This window comes from Mesorhizobium sp. NZP2077 (assembly GCF_013170805.1).
Classification (GTDB): domain Bacteria; phylum Pseudomonadota; class Alphaproteobacteria; order Rhizobiales; family Rhizobiaceae; genus Mesorhizobium.
Genome location: NZ_CP051293.1, coordinates 7,002,610 through 7,018,879, shown reverse-complemented (window position 1 = coordinate 7,018,879; position 16,270 = coordinate 7,002,610). Strand labels below are relative to the sequence as shown.

Here is a 16,270-nt window from a genome sequence, read left to right as displayed (position 1 = left end):
ATCGCATCCAGATCAGCAAAACCTATTCACTTCAACGACATAGACAGATGGGTGTTATGAAACAGGATTTTAGTCGGCGCGCGACAGGGCGATGGCTACGCGCGCGCGCCTGAGCCAGCGGAGCCCTCGATGAAGCCATTATCCGGCATGTTGTTCTCGGTGCCATCGTTTGTTCGGTCGTCAGGTTTGGCTAAGCTTGGTGGATCCGGGCCACGGGGCACCGGGAGCAGGCAAGTGCGGGCAGGCCGTCGTATGCAGATGAACTGCGAGTTCGAGCACATTATCTGGTCGCCCCAACGACTCGCCCGGATGCGCTGCGAGCGCGGATCCGTATTTGTCGTGTTGCCCGCAGGCTCCCTGTTCGTGACTAACGATGGAGGGAACCGTGCGTATTATCGGCATGGACATACATCGCGTAGCCGCCGAGGTTGTGTCGTTGCTTGATGGAGAGATCGTCAAGCTCTGCCGCGTTCAAATGCTACGCAATAAGCTCGAGGAATTCGAACTCACCCACGATGACCATGTGGTGATCGAGGCGACCGGCAATGCTGCGGCGGTCGCTGAAGTGCTATCGCCCTACGTGGATCGGATCGTGATCGCCAATCCCAAGCAGGTGCATATGATCGCGCACGCGAAGGCGAAGACTGACGCGGTCGACGCCGCTGTCCTTGCGAAGCTATATGCCTCGGGCTTTCTACCGGAGGTCTGGGTTCCGGATCCGGGGACCCTTGCCAGGCGCACACAACTGGTTCGCCAGTGTTCGCGGCTGAAGAACCTGATCCAGTCAATCCTCCACGCCCACCTGATCCCGCCGTGTCCACATGGGAACCTCGTCGGGGTCAGCGGGCGCAAATGGCTGACGAGGCAAATAATGCCTGCCGATGAGCGCGCTCCGTTGGCATCGGCTTGCCCGGCGCGATGTAGTGCCATTCGACGCGATGACCGTTCGGCCGGCTTGATGGGTTCCCGAGCACGCCGAAGAGCTTTGAACCGATCGGAACCATGGACACCATCATGCCGGCGGCTGCGTGCCGACCGCGAACAGAAGCAAAGAACCTGCATCGAACGTCACGCCTTGGCTGGAGGACACCGAATACAGAAGCAGATCATCGCGGTTTTGCGCGAGCATGAAGCGCGTGCAAAGGCGGGCGATCTTGGGCGCAAGCACGGGATCTCCGAGGCGACGCTGTATAACTGGAAGGCGAGGTATGGGGGGTGGACGTCTCCGATGCCAAACGGCTGAAAGCCTTAAGACGTGAAGGCGAAGCTGAAGAAGCTGCTCGCCGACCAGATGCTCGAAGCGTCGGCACTGCGCGAGCTTCTGTCAAAAATGTATGGTCCGCCCCGTCCGTGCAAGGGTTCGCGACATCGCCGACGACGATTCCAGTTGCGTAAATGTATTCGGCCTCGCGAGTGAGCTGCTGTTGCAGCCAGGCCATGATGACATCCGCAGCACGCCGTTCCCAATAAATGGTTCGGGCAGGAACCCCGTTTTTTGCACAGGGCTTACGGCATGCTGATCCACTGTTTCGTCATCGCTATTCCCGAGCCTTGCAATCGAGCCGGAGGGTCAGGCGAAAGCAAGGTCCCTGCGTTCGTAGAGCGCTCCCGGCTTGGTCAGGACAACCCAGACAAGGGCGCGCCATCTTGGCGGCAAGTGCGACAACGGCCTTGTTCGGGTGCATACGGCTCTGCAACCGGCAACGACAGATCATGCGAACTCGTCCGGACCGCGCCCTGCATCGAGCGCGCTATTCCGTGGACGGCTCAACCTAAGCTGCCGACCAACGGAAATCCTGTTCGTCAACCCACATGCGGTGAAGGGTGACTGCCATTCGTCTGGCGAGCGCGACCTTTGCACGTCGGGCACCCTGTCGATTGGCAATCTTCATGGCCCAAGCCTTCATGCTTGACCATCGGGTCGTCGGGCGCAGGATGACGTTGGCCGCCTCGAACATAAACGCCCATGCCAATCTCCTCTTGGCAGGTCGGCTCTGAGCATCAGACAAACGTCAGACGTTCAGCGAGCTGAACCGAATACCCCATCTCTTCAGAGAAGCGGCTATGTTTCATGTCCTGAATCCTCGCGGTGGGCCAGAACGAACTTCAAACCGGATTAGTTCAGAGGGGCAAGGTCAAAGGTTAACGAGTGAGCCTTCCCAGTACGGCTTCCTGCCGGAGAGCGCGGCGACCAACGCCGGCAGTTATACCACTTCCCGAGACACGATCATCTAATATTGCAACAGAGACGCCAAAAAGAATTTACAGAACCTTTGTGACCACAAATTGCCGACGATGATACATTCATCACAAGATCTGAGACCGCGGTCGGCCGACAAAGCTGATGCCGATTTGTCTCGGCTGTCGTCCAGCAGGCAACGTCGGAGTCAACAGACCAATGGCAAGAAGAGCTGTTATCCTGATTGAAGGCCATAAGGGTAATGGTCTAGCATACGTCCAAGCAGCCCGGCGTCTCGGCCTTCATCCAATTACTCTGTCCGCTGATCCAGCTCAGTACGACTACGTTGCGACGGAAAGTGTTCAGGCAATCCGTGTCGAAACAGACAATCTTGACGCAATGATCCACGAATGTTTGCAGTTACGCACCGGGTATGACATTGCCGGCATTACTGGCTTCTCGGGCGACGACGAGTCGGTCTATGTGGCAGTTGCCAAGCTCTGCCGACATTTCGATCTACCGGGGCCGAACCCCGCGTCGATTGAACTGTGCTGCGACAAGTTCGTTCAACGTCAGATCTTAACGGAGGCCGACGTTCCAATGCCTGCTTATCGCTTGGCAGCAAATGCGACGGAGATAGAAACTTTTGCCGCTGAGATTGGCTTGCCGGTAATTCTCAAGCCTGCCGAAGGGAGCGGAAGCAAGGGTGTCCGATTGTGCCGTAGCGTCGATGAGTTGATCGAACACACGACCTATCTGCTGAAGGGCAAGTACATATGGCGGTCGTCGCCAAGGATATTAATCGAAGAATTCGCACAAGGCCCCCTTTATAATGCTCAGATAATGGGCAGTGAGATTATTGGAATTTCCGAGAGTGAGTTCGGTCCCCCGCCGCACTTCGTCTCTAGGGAGTTGACCTTTCCGATCCTCCTACCTGATCAGGAACGTGAACGTATTTCTGATATTTCGCTAACTTGCTTGCAAGCTCTAGGCCTGGGGTGGGGGCCAACAAACATTGAATTCCGGTGGACGAAGCGCGGCCCAGCCATGATTGAGGTCAATCCGCGTCTCGGCGGTGCTCCCGACCCACAACTGGTCCACCTCGCTTGCGGCGTCGATCTTATCACCGAGCACGTCAAGCTTGCCATCGGCGACAAATGGGATTTGGTCAAGAGCCATTCGCAAACTGCGAGTGCCCGAAAGCTGATCGCTGATCGCGATGGGATCCTTGAACGGATCAATGGCCACGATCGGGCGGCTGCTATTCCAGGTGTCGCCGAGGTTAGATTCTATGTCCAGCCCGAGACGCCGATCATCACAAAAGGCGATTCTCGAGACTGCATCGGATATGTCATCGCCGCTTCACCGAGTCGTGCCCGGACCAAAGCGACACTCCAGCGTGCCGTCGACTTAATCGATTGGCCGATCACGCCCTTTGCGACTCCAGGCGAACGGGAACAATTTGCGGCCTCTGATTTCCCGAGATGACGGGAGGTGGTTTGCGAAGGCAGGCTGGCCAGCGTGTTCGTCTGCACCCGCACGAGGAAGCTCGTACCAAGTGTTCTGCGCGGTGCGATAGCGCTCGTAGATGTCGCTCTCCTAGCCTGAATATCTCAAAGTGAGGGGTGCATCGGCCCCGAGAATCTGAGAAACTGCTTTTGCAACAAAGAGTTATCAGATCCAAGGACGGGGTCCGATGCAAACACACTGGGCTTCGACGACCACAAAGTTGTCGCCGGTTTCGACGGTGGGGCGATCTCCTCGGATGCCGGCGCCTTGCTGCTTCGCCACGCCGACGGGGCTATCGGCCTTTTCGACCGGGTGGCCGCTTGCTTCATCGACCACCGCGATCCGGATTGCACGGTGCACAGTGTCCAGACGCTGGTCAGACAGCGCATCTCAGCAATCGCGCTCGGTTACGAGGACGTCGACGATCACGATACGCCTCGCCACGACCCGGTGCTGGCGCTCTTGTCGGAAAGTCTGACGCCGAAGCGCTCCGATTGCGGCGTCCTTGCCGGCAAGTCGACGCTGAACCGGCTGGAGCACGGCCGCGCCGGGGAGCCGACGCGCTATCACAAGATCCGTTACGACAAGGAGGCGATGGAAGCCCTGTTCGTGGATCTGTTCCTGGAAGCCCATGATAAGCCGCCAGGCGAGATCGTGCTCGATCTCGACGCCACCGATGATCCGCTGCACAGCCAGCAGGAAGGCCGCTTCTTCCACGCGCAAGGGAGCGGTCGAGGAGGTTGCGCGGATTGTGAGGCAAATCCGCAAGTCGTGCGCGCCGATTCCGGCTTTGCCCGCGAGGCGCTGATGGCCTGGTGCGAGCAAAACCGCGTCGACTATGTCTTCGGGGTCGCCCGCAACGAGCGGCTGGAAACGAAGATCGCCCCAGCCTTGGCGGAAGCCTGCCGGGCGTCCAAGGCAAGTGGTCAGGCCGCACGCGTCTTTAGCGACTTCATGTGGTCGACGAAAGACAGCTGGTCCCGCCGCAGGCGGGTCGTGGCCAAGGCCGACTGGACGACATTGGGTGCCAATCCGCGCTTTATCGTGACGTCCCTCAAGCCGGAGCGCTGGGCGGCACGGGCGCTTTACGAGGATCTCTATTGCGCGCGCGGCGACATGGAGAACCGCATCAAGATCCTATGGGGGTGCGCCGGGAGACCGGCAAGGAGTAGATGGTGAAAGTCCATTACGATGAAGGAGTGGCGATCCACGTCGGCCCCGAGCCGTGCGCAGGCATCCGCGAGGATGTCGGCGAAGCGTCGGTAGGGGAGCATGCAGGCCAGCCATTGAGCCGCGAAAGGGATCTTATCTCGGATGCCGACGCTGTCCTCATAGCGGAAGGCAATATGGGAGGTGCGCTATGCGAGTGCCTCACCAATCCGGCGCGGTCTTTTTTTAGACCGCATGGACGCTCTTTGTACGGGAACCGGGAGATCTCCGGGTCGACCATGGCCTTTTTGGAGGACATGGTCCGCAGCGGGAAGGCGAGGAGCCGTAGCCGCTGATGCACGACACGGAGAAGTCTGACTCTGGCATAGTAGCTGGGAAGCCGACGAACAAAGCCGGGCAACCGGTGGCGGCGCAAGGCTGAGGAAGAAGGATCGGTTCACCGCGCTCTTCCACCACCTCACTGTCGATGCATATGTCCGGCGCGACGGTTGCAGGCGATACGCTCCCCGATGAACTCGTTTGTGCAAATCTACGAGCGAGGCTCGAGGTCTGCCTCGTAGTCCTGCCACATCATGCCATCCACCCCGGGGGCGGCCTTGCGCCTGAGCGCGAAGAACGCCGTGCGAAATGGCGCAAGCGCTCGCCGCCCGCGCGCAGGCCGTGAACTCGCACTCGGATGCGCTGATTGCGCGGCTCAGGCTGGAGATCGAGAAGCTGAAGCGCGAGATCCATGGCAGCCGCTCGGAGCGGAAAGCCGGCTTCTCGAACAGATGGAGCTGCAGCTCGAGGAGCCGGAGGATGATGGCCCGCACGATGCGTTGGATGCGCTGTTTACAGCGATCGACAAGCGGCAGGTGAACTGGATCATCGACGCCGACATCCAAAACTTCTTTGGGGCTGTCAGCCAGACATGGCTGGTCCGCTTCCTGGAACATCGGATCGGCGACAAACGCATCATCCGCCTCATCCAGAAGTGGTTGAAGGCGGGGAGGGGTACCCATCCGGTGAAGACCGGTGACCTTGCCAGTGCGCACGCGATGATCCTCGCCGAGCGTGCGGCCCGCCGTGAGGCTGCCAGCGAAGACGAACTGGCAGCGGATCTGGCTGTGCGGTCATCGACCGTCCGGGCCTTTGAACGCAAGCGCCCCTCAAGGAAGCCGTTTCTCGAGCACCTGCCGCGCGAGCGCGTCGCGACCTATTCGGGCCATGCAACAGACTAATTGTCACTTCGGCGTCAAAGTGCTTCAAGTGACAGTTTCCTTGTCAAGTTTACAATTTGATTATCTGTAACTTTAGAGCTTTTATTGCCGCGGTTGTTCTGCTGTTAGTGTCCATTTTTTTCATTACGTTTTTTATATGGAAATTAACGGTATTTACAGATATCCCTATAATCTTTCCTATCTCCCACGAGGATTTCCCTCTCGCCGTCCATAGGATGCACTCTTTTTCTCTTGGAGAAAGGTTAGATTTCTCCTCAATGTGGCTCGAATTAGCGAACACCGCAACTCTCAGATGGAAATGTAACGCCGCAAGTTGCAAGTACGTGATCGTTGTCTTTTGGAATTCACCGTCCCAGGGGTGAGCAAAGTTCATGATCGCAAAGCTGCCTTCGGGGCCGTGCAACGGGACGCTAATGCCTGATCTTAAGCCAAACTTGGCAGCCTCGTCGAAAACGCGCCGTTCGTCTTCAGTCGTGCTTTCGTCATTGTACACCTCGCTCCACCGAATGGCTTCTGCTCGCCTCCGACTTCTCTTGATGGTGGGGTCCATCCTGTCATAACCCATTTCGAAATAGCGCTCCTGCCATTCATCAGGATAGTTCAGCATGACCGCCGGATCGCCTCGCGCCGGCTTTAAGCCTTTTTGGTCTGGTGCAAGGGAGCTATAGGCGACCCACGGACAATCAAAATTCAGAGCAAAGGCAGATAACAAGTTGAACAACTGCTCGGGTTTTCCGGTACCATCGGTCTGGTCGAGAAAACGGGCGAACTCGACCGCAAACGCTTCCCTGGATGCCTCAGGGAAATTCATCCTGGTGAACAAAAAAGCTGGTTGGACACTCTGGTTGAGAGCCCTCGAAGTTCAGAGACAGCAGTCATCCGCGGGCATTCTATAGTCTCTGCTCAGTAGCCATTTGCGTTGGATGTTGTCCCTGGCGCACCAAAGCTTCCGGCTGTGAGGCTACGGCTCCGCGGCCGTCGTCGGCAGGCCAACATCGTCAGAACTCTAGCATCTCGCTGCAATTGGCGAAGTTAATTTAATTTAAACCCTGTGATGCGCAATCGTCATGCGAGCGCAACAAAGATAAAGAACCGCAACGTCATCCGCGCTAGGCAACGGCGTGTCAAGCTACATTGGTGGTGGTAAGCTTCTGAACTTGCGTGTTCCGGGCTGTGGGTGCACTAATTGGATCCAGATCAGCCTTGCAGATGTTCCGAAGGGCTAAGGTCGTGAGGTGCTTCACGAAAATTGTAAGCGCCGCCATGCGTTCAGCTTGAGGCGCGGATGCGCCGCTCCAGAGTGCGGCGCATGGGTCGGTTACGTGGCGGCAGGGCACAAAGTGAATCCTCCGAATCGGAAAAACCACCGGCATACCCGGCCGACCGCGACCACCAGTCCAGATGCGCCCAGTCGCAAACTTGCCCTTCGCCAGGATGCGGATGGTGGTGTCGTCGCCATTAAGGCGCTCGGCTGTGAGCACATGGCGCTCGATCAGCTGGAAGAGCGGCATGACGCGAAGTTCCGTGGCTGACCTGATCGGCCAGCCTCGACAGCGGCAGCTCGATCCTCTCGGCCTGAATCGCGCGCTCCGTCGAGTGGAGCATGCCGAACTTGTCGAACAGGATTGTCATCAGCAGTTGGCGACCGATAAATCGTGAACGAATGCAATACTGACGGAGCGCCCCCGCATCCTGTTCGGGCTTTATGCCATCCTTCGTCTATCTCAAATCCAGATGGCCTCAATACACACACTGAATTTGACGCAGCCCTTCGGCAACTAAGCCGGCTAACAGCCAAAAAAGCAAGGAGGCTTCCATCGGGTCCATCATCCTGGGCGCGGTGCACAGATAACGTACCAAGTTGATCGACAGTCAGGTCAAAAGCGACATTGAAGCTAGTGTGACGCCGGTCCGCGCAAAGGGCGGAATTAAGGTTGCGGCATGCGGCTAAGGATCGATCCACCACCCGGAATTGATAGCCGCTTCATCCAGCAGTCAGACACAGCTCTCTTCCAACCAAAAAAGGGAATGCAACATGACAATCTCACGACCTGAGCGTCCACAGCGCCGACGAGATCGCCGCCGTGGCCGCGGCCCTCAATGCTCGACCGAGAAAAACTTTAGGTTGGAAAACGCCAGCTGGGGCGCTTGACGAGTTGCTGTCATGAGTGAACACAATCAGTTTTGCGACGACCGCTTGAATCCGTCCAATACGCCTGCGGGGCCTACTCCGAACTTCTGCATCGTCACGATATCCAGGCGAGCATGAGCCGTGTCGAGAATCCTTACGATAACGCGAAAGCGGAAAGCTTCATGGAAACGCTCAAGCAGGAAGAAGTGCAAGGCCTCACCTATAAGGATGCGGCCGATGCGACAAACGGATCGGAGCCTTCATCGATATCATCTACAACCAGCAACGGCTGCATTCGGCGCTCGACTATCTAACTCCGGACGAATACGACAGAAGCATTCACGCAGACGAGAGATGGACAAGGCCGCATAAGCGTAACACGGAAGGTGTCCGCGATTTTCCTTGTCTCAGTCTGGGGATGCACTCCATCACTGTCCGGGATTTAGCGAAAAGGGTGTCCGGGAATTACCGAAACACGCACTTTCTTCCCAGTCGCGTGAAAATCAGACGGTCGCAACGCCGGTCACGCCCCTGGAGGTCGTCACAGAGTCCGCCTTCCACGGCATAGTCCGCGACGATCGCCGCCAGGCCCGTCCTTCGGAACAATCAGCATCACAGCGCCCACGGTTCATTTTTAAAGATGACCTCCGGCGGGGCAGGGGGGCCATTGGCGGTTAGCCAGGGATTTTCACGAAGTTGCTCCAGTCCAAAAGCGAGATATTCCCTCGCGCTGAGGCCGTGAATTTCGCCACGCCCAATCGGAGCAACCCGAATAAGAGATCGTTCAGTCGCCTTCTTCTCCAGCGCCATGCCGTTCGGTTTGCAATTGGGGACGCGCGGGAAGGCGAAATATATCCACTCCTCTTCACGCTGCTGTCCGTGTTCGCGAATAGCGCATCGAAACAGCTTGTCACGGCGAAACGGCACGTCAGCCATCTTTTCGATATAGTGGCAGAACGTGGCCCACCACATCCCAAGGCCTAATGTGCATATCACCCCATTAGCCTTGACAAGATTATCAAAAACACTGCCCTCGCCGAAGCACCGATTGGAAATGTTTCGTAATATGACTTGAGCTTTAGGTCCTATCGCTGCCCACGACAGCAACGGATCGCGCGACCGTATGGCATTCGTCCGGCTTCGGAACACCTCCGGGAATTCGCCAGTCACTGAGGGCGTTAACTCGACATCATACACCTGGCCGAGCTCAAAAGAATAGGCCGTGAAGGTCGGAACAAGAAGTGTTCCGTTCGTCCCTAGCACCTCAAGGAAGGCATCTATCACGAAGTTCGACAGTGCTCGATAGTTGCGCTCGACCGCCTCCGGCAATCCGAGCCGACCGAGACTTACGTGCAATGAGACAACGTCGCCTGGACGGATGCCGATCGCTTCGATCGCCTTCAAAAGGTCTTCGCGGGTGTAGTGGTAATCCATCATCGCTACTGACTCCGACACAATTCGGGAAAAGACGTCCATCGCAGCCTTCGGTTGATCTGTTCCGTGGCGGATTCCAACAGAAAAACACTCTCCTTCGGAACGACCCGCATCAGCCAGGCTTGGCTAATCGGTCCAGAATTCCAATGAGTCCCCCGATCGTCTGGAATTCGTACGACTGCATATCTTCCGCCGAGAAGGTAACACCGAGTGCACTTTCAAAATCGGCAATCATCGTGACGATGCCGAAGGAATCGATCAAACCATGATCAAGATACTGCACGGTCAACGCGTCTTTTCCAGTTGGAAGGGGCGACTTGGCGTGCCGCGCAAAAAACTCACGAACCAGCTCTTCATGCGTCATTACAATCTCACTTAAACCTTTGTCCTCGACAATTCCGATGCAGCGGACGGGCGAACCGTCTCCTTCTCGTATGTTCAGCGGCAACGCAATCAGTTCGAATTCATCCGTTCCCAGCGCCCTCAGGTTGGTCATGTATTCGAGCTTGATCACGCCCGCCCTGAGAAGAATCTTGTGCACAGGAGAGTCACGTTCCGAACCGCGCCCGTTCTTCGGGCTATCGGCTTGCGGAGTGTCCATACCGAGCAGCCGTACGCTGCGCCTCACCAGCCAACGAGCGGCATCTTCCGAGATGAAGGGCTGCTCCGAATAAAACTTCAACGTTCCCCAGTGATCAGACCAGTCGAACCTCATGACCAATCGATCAATGTGCCGGCCGCCGATACGTCTTTCGAAGTCAGAAACACCTATTTCCTGCAAGGGCTTGGCGTCCGTAAAATCCACCACCGTTGCAGGACCGACGAATGGTTCGAGCGCCAGCTGATCGATCGTCGTTCCGCCGGGAATGAAATGTCGCGGCGCATCGACATGCGTACCGCAATGCGTTCCGATGACGATCTTCCGCGACTCTCGGCCTTCGATCGCGTGCCTACCCAACTGTGTCATCTCAAACGGCGGCGACCAGGGCACGGGATAGGTGGTCATACCGTCGTGCAATACGTATGAAAGATCAACAAACTGTCGCATTTTTCTGAACTCCCCGCTACTACCGAGATAAAAGGGATCGACGATGTAAGCATCGCTCCCTCAAAATGCATGTTCGTCCATCGCTCGATCTGCACAAGAATTGCGCGCATGGGTTCTCGCGAAAATGAAAGGTCCGGCAGCCAAAACAATCTTCTGTTTGCGGCATCTGGCGTCAGACCATGATGGCTGTCCAAAATCGCCCGCCTTTTCGGGCGGGAAGCGGCGACAACATGATCTGGAACCCGGAATTTGCCGAAGAATTTTGCCGCTACCCCGAGGTGGAACCGGGTGGAAAGATTTGCGCCGATCACCTCCGGTGAAGGGAATATTTGAGTTGGAATAATAGTCATTAAGATCTTCGTCGGAGAAAACAGGAGAGACAAATACAAAGCCACAACCCTTGCAACTCGCGCTCGCCACGTCGAACTGGACCGATCCGGTATGGGTACGAGTGAAAGCTGATTGCGCCGAAAGCGACGCCAGATCGTTGCTTGCACAAACGTCACAGCCGCGCAGTTCCAGGCGAATGACATGATCGCTCACGAGCCAGCCCCCGTCACGCTGCCGCTTTGGTCGCTTTCAATGAGCACCTCTCTTATCGCCAGCTTCCGAATTTTCCCAAAATTCGTCACCGGAAACACATCAAAGGCAACGAACCGGTCCGGCACCGTCGAAGGCCCCAGAGCCGAAAGGCACTGCTCGCGCAAGCTTGCCAGGACATCCTCTAGTTTGACGCCAACATTAGGTATGAACGCCGCGACCACCTGCTCGCCATAGAAATCGTGAGGAATGCCGACTACTGCGGCGTCGTTGACGGCTGGGTGCTGGAGCAGAACCTCTTCGATCTGCCGCGGACTGATATTGAAGCCCCCTCGGATGATCAGATCCTTTACGCGCCCCGTGACGTAGAGATATCCGTCATCGTCCAAGTGGCCGACGTCTCCGGTGTCGAACCAGAATCTTGCCGGCGCCGCGGGGGCACCCGTGTCGAAATCGATGTAGCCGGCGGACGCGAACGGGGTGTGGACGAAAATGGCGCCATCGCTGCCGGCTGCCACCTCCGCTCCCGCTCCATTGCGAATAGTGATGCGGACTTCCGGCAGGCAAGGCCCCACTGACAAGTCCTTTCGCCCGGCAGGGCCGGCATTTGCCGCAATCAGCAGCAATTCCGAAAGACCATAGCTCTCAGTCACTTCGACTCCGTATTTGGTTTCGAACTCGCGCCGCACCTTGGTGGACAATGGCGCCGTCGCACTAAAGATCCGAATCGCCTTCGAGCGACAGAGCTCGATCCCAACTTCACCACGATCTATCCGCGTTAATGCGGCAAGCATCGTCGGCGACATCCAGATTGTATCTCCACCATACGCCTTTACCGATTCCCAGAAGCGCAGCGCGCTTCGGGGCCCAAACTGCGGCGCAAGAATAATCGATGCTTCTGTGGTAAATGCGCCCAATAGCGTGTTCAGAAATCCGGCCATGTAAGGCATCGGCATAACATGCACAAATCGGCTGTCGCGGCCGATCCCAAAGGTGCTGTTGAACGAGTGAGCGTTTCCAAGCAAGGCGCCGACTCGATGGGCCACGCCCTTCGGAAGGCCTGTCGTTCCGGACGTAAAATGAATCGACCAGAGACGATCATCGTCGATCGTGGCCATGTAGCGATCCATTTCATCTTGCTTTGCAACCTGCAGTGAGCGGCCTGCCATCGAGCCGTCACTGCAAATTGTCAGTATTAGCGGGCGAAACGGTGAAGTCTCCTGATAGTGATCGGTATCCGCAGAAGCAATCCCATCGCCCATCCCGCCCGTCAGGAGTGCCGACAAACGAGAATTCTTCAGGACGAATGCGCGTTCTTTGTGAGACAAGGCATTGTTTACCGGAACTGCTGTCAGGCCACCAAAAAGACATGCAAAATAGACCGTGGCGAAAGCCGCACCGTTGGGCAGCAGAACTCCGACCCGGTCCCCCCGCTTTATCCCGTGACGCTCGAGTTGCTTGACCAGAGAAGCCGATCGGCGGGCCAGGTCTGCATACGTCGTCACCTCGCCGGTCGCGGAGTCGATCATGTACGCGCGTTCGGCGTTATCGCCGAAAATGCGAGCCAGCCGTGTGGACCATGTCTGCATCAGAATCTCGTCGGCTCCGGCTTCTGTTCGGCCCCGTAATATCGGTCGAGGAGGAATCTGGCCGAGAAAGCGTCTTCCGGCTCCGCGCTAAGCGCTTGCGCCAAGTCTTCGACCATGGCCCGCGGGGCATTGACCTTGTCTCTTTCGCATAAGGCGATGATGAGTTTGCGCGGATCGACTCCGAACTTGCTCGAAAACTCCCTGATCACATCCATATAGCTCGAGTGAAACTGTGCATATCCAGCCACGATATCGAGCGAGTTTAGCCCATCGCGGCGAATGAGCGGCTTGATGTACTTCTCGCCGATGTCCATGACGCGCAACGGATCGAAGCCCATGGCCACCCCGAGTCGCTCCATGACGGCGATGAACAACTCGGTGGGCGTATTTCCCGCGCTGCGGCCCATGCCTTGCAGCGATGTATCGACGATCGCCGCTCCTAGCTCCGCCGCACGGACCGCGTTGGCTACCCCAAGACCAAGATTATTGTGACCATGGAAGCCTATCTTAACGTCACAAACGTCGCGCACCGCGCGGAAATAGCTTTCCATATCACGCGTTAACATCCCACCGGCGGAGTCTACGATGTAGACGACATCTGCACCATATTGCTTCGATAGCAGCGCATTGCGCGCGAAGTCCTCGGGCGCGGCGACGTATGATTTCATGTAGTTGGCGCAGACGAACATGCCATGTTTCTTCGCCCGCCCGATAAACTCCTTGGAATCAGGAACGTCGGCGACGTCGGTTCCTACACGGATGAACTTCATGCCGTAATCCGCCGCCATATCGATTTGCTGCAGGGTCGCGACCCCAGGGATGCAGAACATCCCCCACATGGCGCGCTTCAACGTGTCTGCGGCGGCGGCCAAATAGGCCTCGTCCGTTTCCGCAGCACGGCGGCAATTTCGCTGCGACGCTCCAAGGCCAATCCCATGCCCGATCTCGATTAGCTCGAAGCCAGCAGCTTCCAGCTGTCCCGCGACGAGGGCCGTATCGCGCGCGGTGAACTGGAAGTTGATGACGTAGCTACCGTCCCGAAGCGTCGTATCCAATAAGCGCAGACGTTCGCTCATTCCAAGATCCTCTCCACCAGCCCTCACAATGCAATGCCCGCATCAACGAAATCACATTCCCGAATGGCACTCGGGCAGTTTCAGTGCGTTTGATCTGCGAGCGAGCGGCACATTAACCAGCACAGAAGATGCGCGCACCTACCAGAACTGAGAGTGCGCTCAATCAGCCGGGTTCTGCAAACTTTTCGGAAAGGTCATTTGCTGCATGACGCTTGCTCTTTTTTCCGGGAGTTTGTCATGTTCAAAGGCCGCCATTTTGATCGTAAGCGTCACGAGCACCGCATGGCTGTCCTTGCTTGACAGAGGCAGGGTTCAGATGCGGGCCGCTTTGACTCGCTTGGGCATGAAGTACGAGCGGATGGCGACGCCGTTTTTTGCAACGGCGGCGACGCCCGCGTCGTCGAGACGGGAGTTCACCCCGTTGTGGCCCGGATCGGGGCGATGATGTCGCCGGGCTGCGGCATGACCGCGGAGAACGGGGCGTCGACCAGTGGAAGGGTCGAAGGAATCGTCATTGCGTTGCGCAAAGCGCGCCAGGTTCCGGCGTTTCGACAAGCCCGATCGATATCCGGTTATAGTTGGCAACGAGCGTCTGAACGGCGAGCGCCTCGGTCGTGCCTTCGAGCGCCATCAGCGCTTTCTCGCCTGCAAACAGAGGAATCCATTGGCGCGAGTCGATGAAGCGCGGACCGATGATGAGCGCCGCCAGATAGCCGTCGAGCCCATTCATGGCGAAGACGGGCGGATGCGGCCGCTGCTTGTGCAGGAACGTCTCGGACCGAGGACGCCGCGGCGGGCCGAGCGGCGACGGGCCCCCTCGACCGACGAGGGCGTTATCAACTTAACTCGCGTTCAAAGATTTGCGGCATAGATCGATGTCAGAACACCACACCGTCAGCTACAACGCCATCGTTCCCCGCCGCAGATCATCGCCGATGCGGTTTCGCTCTACTACAGGTTCCCTTGAGCCTGCGTCTGGTAGAGGAAATGCTACTGGAGCGCGGGATCGTGGTTTCGTATGAGACAATCCGCCGGTAGGGCATCAAGTTCGGTCCGCGCTACACTTGTTGCTTGCGCCGCAACCGGGCGGAGAATGCACATGTGCCGCTGCGAAAACGGGAGCGGATGATGCAAGGCTTCCGATCACCAGGAGCACTGCAACGCTTCGTTTCGATCTTCTCGGCTCGTCCCGCTCAAAACGCTCCGCTCTCGCTACACATATTCACTGCCTGCAGGCCATGGCGGAATGGAAAGCCGTGGCCTGGGTCAGCTGACATCAGCGGCCGCAGGTCTCAACGCGTGTATATGTAGACAACGTGACATCGCCGGCCGACATATTGGGGTTGAAACGCTACATGAGTCCCGCTTCATGGCCGGATTGAGCGCGTTCGGCGGGTTGATCTCGGATATCTCGCGGGAGGAAAGCGGTTTTCCTGACCTCGACACGGCGCTTCGACGCTGCCGGCGTCTCCGATATCCTGGCGCGGTTGAAGGTGTCGGGCGAGGCATTCCTGGAACAGGCCGGCGTTGAGCCTGACCTGCGGCGTTCGAATTCTCCTTTCTTGGTCGTTATGAATACCAATCCTGGGGAGATCGAGGTCCATTTCGATGCCACGGCGCGCGCGTCGATGCGGACTGTTTGATCCCAGGCGTTGATGGGCATCCTTGTCCTCCGAATCAAGGGATGCGCTATGGGCCAGGTTCTTCATGGGAGCGCCACGACGACAGAGGCGATCCGTTGAGCGATACAGCATAGTCAAGAGAAGCCTGAGGAGCCTCGCCAAACGCTATGGGAAACCAGAAGACCGTCGCCAAATGGCGGCAGAGGACCTCGGTGGCCGATTTGCCGACCGGTCCGAGAGAGCCTAGATCGACAGTGCTCTTGCCCGAGGAGGAGGCCGTCATCGTCGTCTTCCGGCGCTACACTCTGTTGCCACTCGATGACTGCCTCTATGCCTTACCACCGACGATCCCACACCTGACGCGCTCGTCACTGCATCGCTGCCTGCAGCGCCTGCCGGACGTAGAAGGCGACAAGCCGGCGAAGAAGAAGTTCAAGAGCTATCCGATCGGCTACTTCCACATCGACTTCGCCGGAGGTGAGTCGAACTGCATGAGAAGGCCACCACCGCCATATCGAGAGACTTCCTGCTGCGCCTGATCGCGGCCGTTCCCTACAAGAAGCACACCGTCCTCACCGACAACGTCCTAAGCGCGGAACGAAATGGAGCCTGCAGTCAAGGTCTCTCTATCCGCCAGCATGCTCTCGCTGCGTGACGTTGGTCAAGTCGTCGAAACAGGCGGCTTCCACCGGCAAGGGAAAAGGTCTCGTCCATAGCAAACAAAGGGTACGCACGGAGGCGGCCCTCACCGT

8 protein-coding genes and 11 pseudogenes are annotated in these 16,270 nt (G+C 57.5%); 10 read left to right on the top strand and 9 right to left on the bottom strand.

The features are described from left to right. Positions 1-385: 385 nt before the first annotated feature. Together HGP13_RS34455 and HGP13_RS34450 are read left to right on the top strand one after the other, a co-directional pair. Positions 386-886, top strand: a pseudogene (locus HGP13_RS34455) (transposase); the annotation flags it as partial. Positions 887-1,075: 189 nt separating this feature from the next. Continuing rightward, a pseudogene (locus HGP13_RS34450) lies at positions 1,076-1,342 on the top strand (transposase); the annotation flags it as partial. A 430-nt stretch (positions 1,343-1,772) separates the two neighbouring features. Here the strand turns inward: HGP13_RS34450 and HGP13_RS38330 are convergent. Continuing rightward, positions 1,773-1,958 (bottom strand): annotated as a pseudogene (locus HGP13_RS38330) (IS110 family transposase); the annotation flags it as partial. Positions 1,959-2,398: 440 nt separating this feature from the next. Here HGP13_RS38330 and HGP13_RS34445 point away from each other — a divergent pair. The 4 genes and pseudogenes from HGP13_RS34445 to HGP13_RS37675 all read left to right on the top strand — a co-directional run. Continuing rightward, positions 2,399-3,667: an acetyl-CoA carboxylase biotin carboxylase subunit family protein gene (locus tag HGP13_RS34445; protein WP_172234287.1), complete on the top strand. Its 1,269-nt coding sequence runs from the start codon at positions 2,399-2,401 to the stop codon at positions 3,665-3,667. Positions 3,668-3,886: 219 nt separating this feature from the next. Next, positions 3,887-4,822, top strand: a pseudogene (locus HGP13_RS34440) (transposase); the annotation flags it as partial. A gap of 663 nt (positions 4,823-5,485) precedes the next feature. Continuing rightward, a pseudogene (locus HGP13_RS34435) lies at positions 5,486-5,649 on the top strand (IS66 family transposase); the annotation flags it as partial. Positions 5,650-5,895: 246 nt separating this feature from the next. Continuing rightward, positions 5,896-6,048: pseudogene (locus tag HGP13_RS37675) on the top strand (hypothetical protein); the annotation flags it as partial. Between the two features lie 79 nt (positions 6,049-6,127). Here the strand turns inward: HGP13_RS37675 and HGP13_RS34425 are convergent. After that, entirely contained in the window at positions 6,128-6,889 is a 762-nt protein-coding gene (locus tag HGP13_RS34425) for a LuxR family transcriptional regulator (protein WP_172234285.1), read from the bottom strand. A 583-nt stretch (positions 6,890-7,472) separates the two neighbouring features. Further along, positions 7,473-7,731, bottom strand: a pseudogene (locus HGP13_RS34420) (transposase); the annotation flags it as partial. A gap of 395 nt (positions 7,732-8,126) precedes the next feature. On the opposite strand from HGP13_RS34420, the pseudogene HGP13_RS34415 reads away from it, so the two are divergent. Then, positions 8,127-8,246, top strand: a pseudogene (locus tag HGP13_RS34415) (IS30 family transposase); the annotation flags it as partial. A gap of 97 nt (positions 8,247-8,343) precedes the next feature. Continuing rightward, positions 8,344-8,523: a hypothetical protein gene (locus HGP13_RS34410; protein WP_246707227.1), complete on the top strand. Its 180-nt coding sequence runs from the start codon at positions 8,344-8,346 to the stop codon at positions 8,521-8,523. Between the two features lie 298 nt (positions 8,524-8,821). Here HGP13_RS34410 and HGP13_RS34405 read toward each other — a convergent pair whose 3' ends face one another. The 6 genes and pseudogenes from HGP13_RS34405 to HGP13_RS34380 all read right to left on the bottom strand — a co-directional run. Then, positions 8,822-9,685: an AAC(3) family N-acetyltransferase gene (locus tag HGP13_RS34405; RefSeq protein ID WP_172234281.1), complete on the bottom strand. Its 864-nt coding sequence runs from the start codon at positions 9,683-9,685 to the stop codon at positions 8,822-8,824. A gap of 70 nt (positions 9,686-9,755) precedes the next feature. Next, entirely contained in the window at positions 9,756-10,691 is a 936-nt protein-coding gene (locus HGP13_RS34400) for a cyclase family protein (RefSeq protein ID WP_172234279.1), read from the bottom strand. 60 nt (positions 10,692-10,751) lie between these two features. Continuing rightward, the gene (locus HGP13_RS34395) at positions 10,752-11,234 is read right to left on the bottom strand and encodes a hypothetical protein (protein ID WP_172234277.1); all 483 of its coding nucleotides are present in this window, start codon (positions 11,232-11,234) and stop codon (positions 10,752-10,754) included. Beyond that, on the bottom strand, positions 11,231-12,820 hold the full coding sequence (locus HGP13_RS34390; RefSeq protein WP_172234275.1) for a class I adenylate-forming enzyme family protein: 1,590 nt from the start codon (positions 12,818-12,820) through the stop codon (positions 11,231-11,233). The genes HGP13_RS34395 and HGP13_RS34390 overlap by 4 nt, the downstream gene beginning before the upstream one ends. Next, on the bottom strand, positions 12,820-13,896 hold the full coding sequence (gene dmpG / locus HGP13_RS34385) for a 4-hydroxy-2-oxovalerate aldolase (RefSeq protein ID WP_172234273.1): 1,077 nt from the start codon (positions 13,894-13,896) through the stop codon (positions 12,820-12,822). The genes HGP13_RS34390 and dmpG overlap by 1 nt, the downstream gene beginning before the upstream one ends. A 312-nt stretch (positions 13,897-14,208) precedes the next feature. After that, a pseudogene (locus tag HGP13_RS34380) lies at positions 14,209-14,671 on the bottom strand (UPF0149 family protein); the annotation flags it as partial. Between the two features lie 179 nt (positions 14,672-14,850). On the opposite strand from HGP13_RS34380, the pseudogene HGP13_RS34375 reads away from it, so the two are divergent. Together HGP13_RS34375 and HGP13_RS34370 are read left to right on the top strand one after the other, a co-directional pair. Next, positions 14,851-15,170 (top strand): annotated as a pseudogene (locus tag HGP13_RS34375) (hypothetical protein); the annotation flags it as partial. Between the two features lie 471 nt (positions 15,171-15,641). Then, positions 15,642-16,101, top strand: a pseudogene (locus HGP13_RS34370) (IS481 family transposase); the annotation flags it as partial. Positions 16,102-16,270 lie beyond the last annotated feature (169 nt).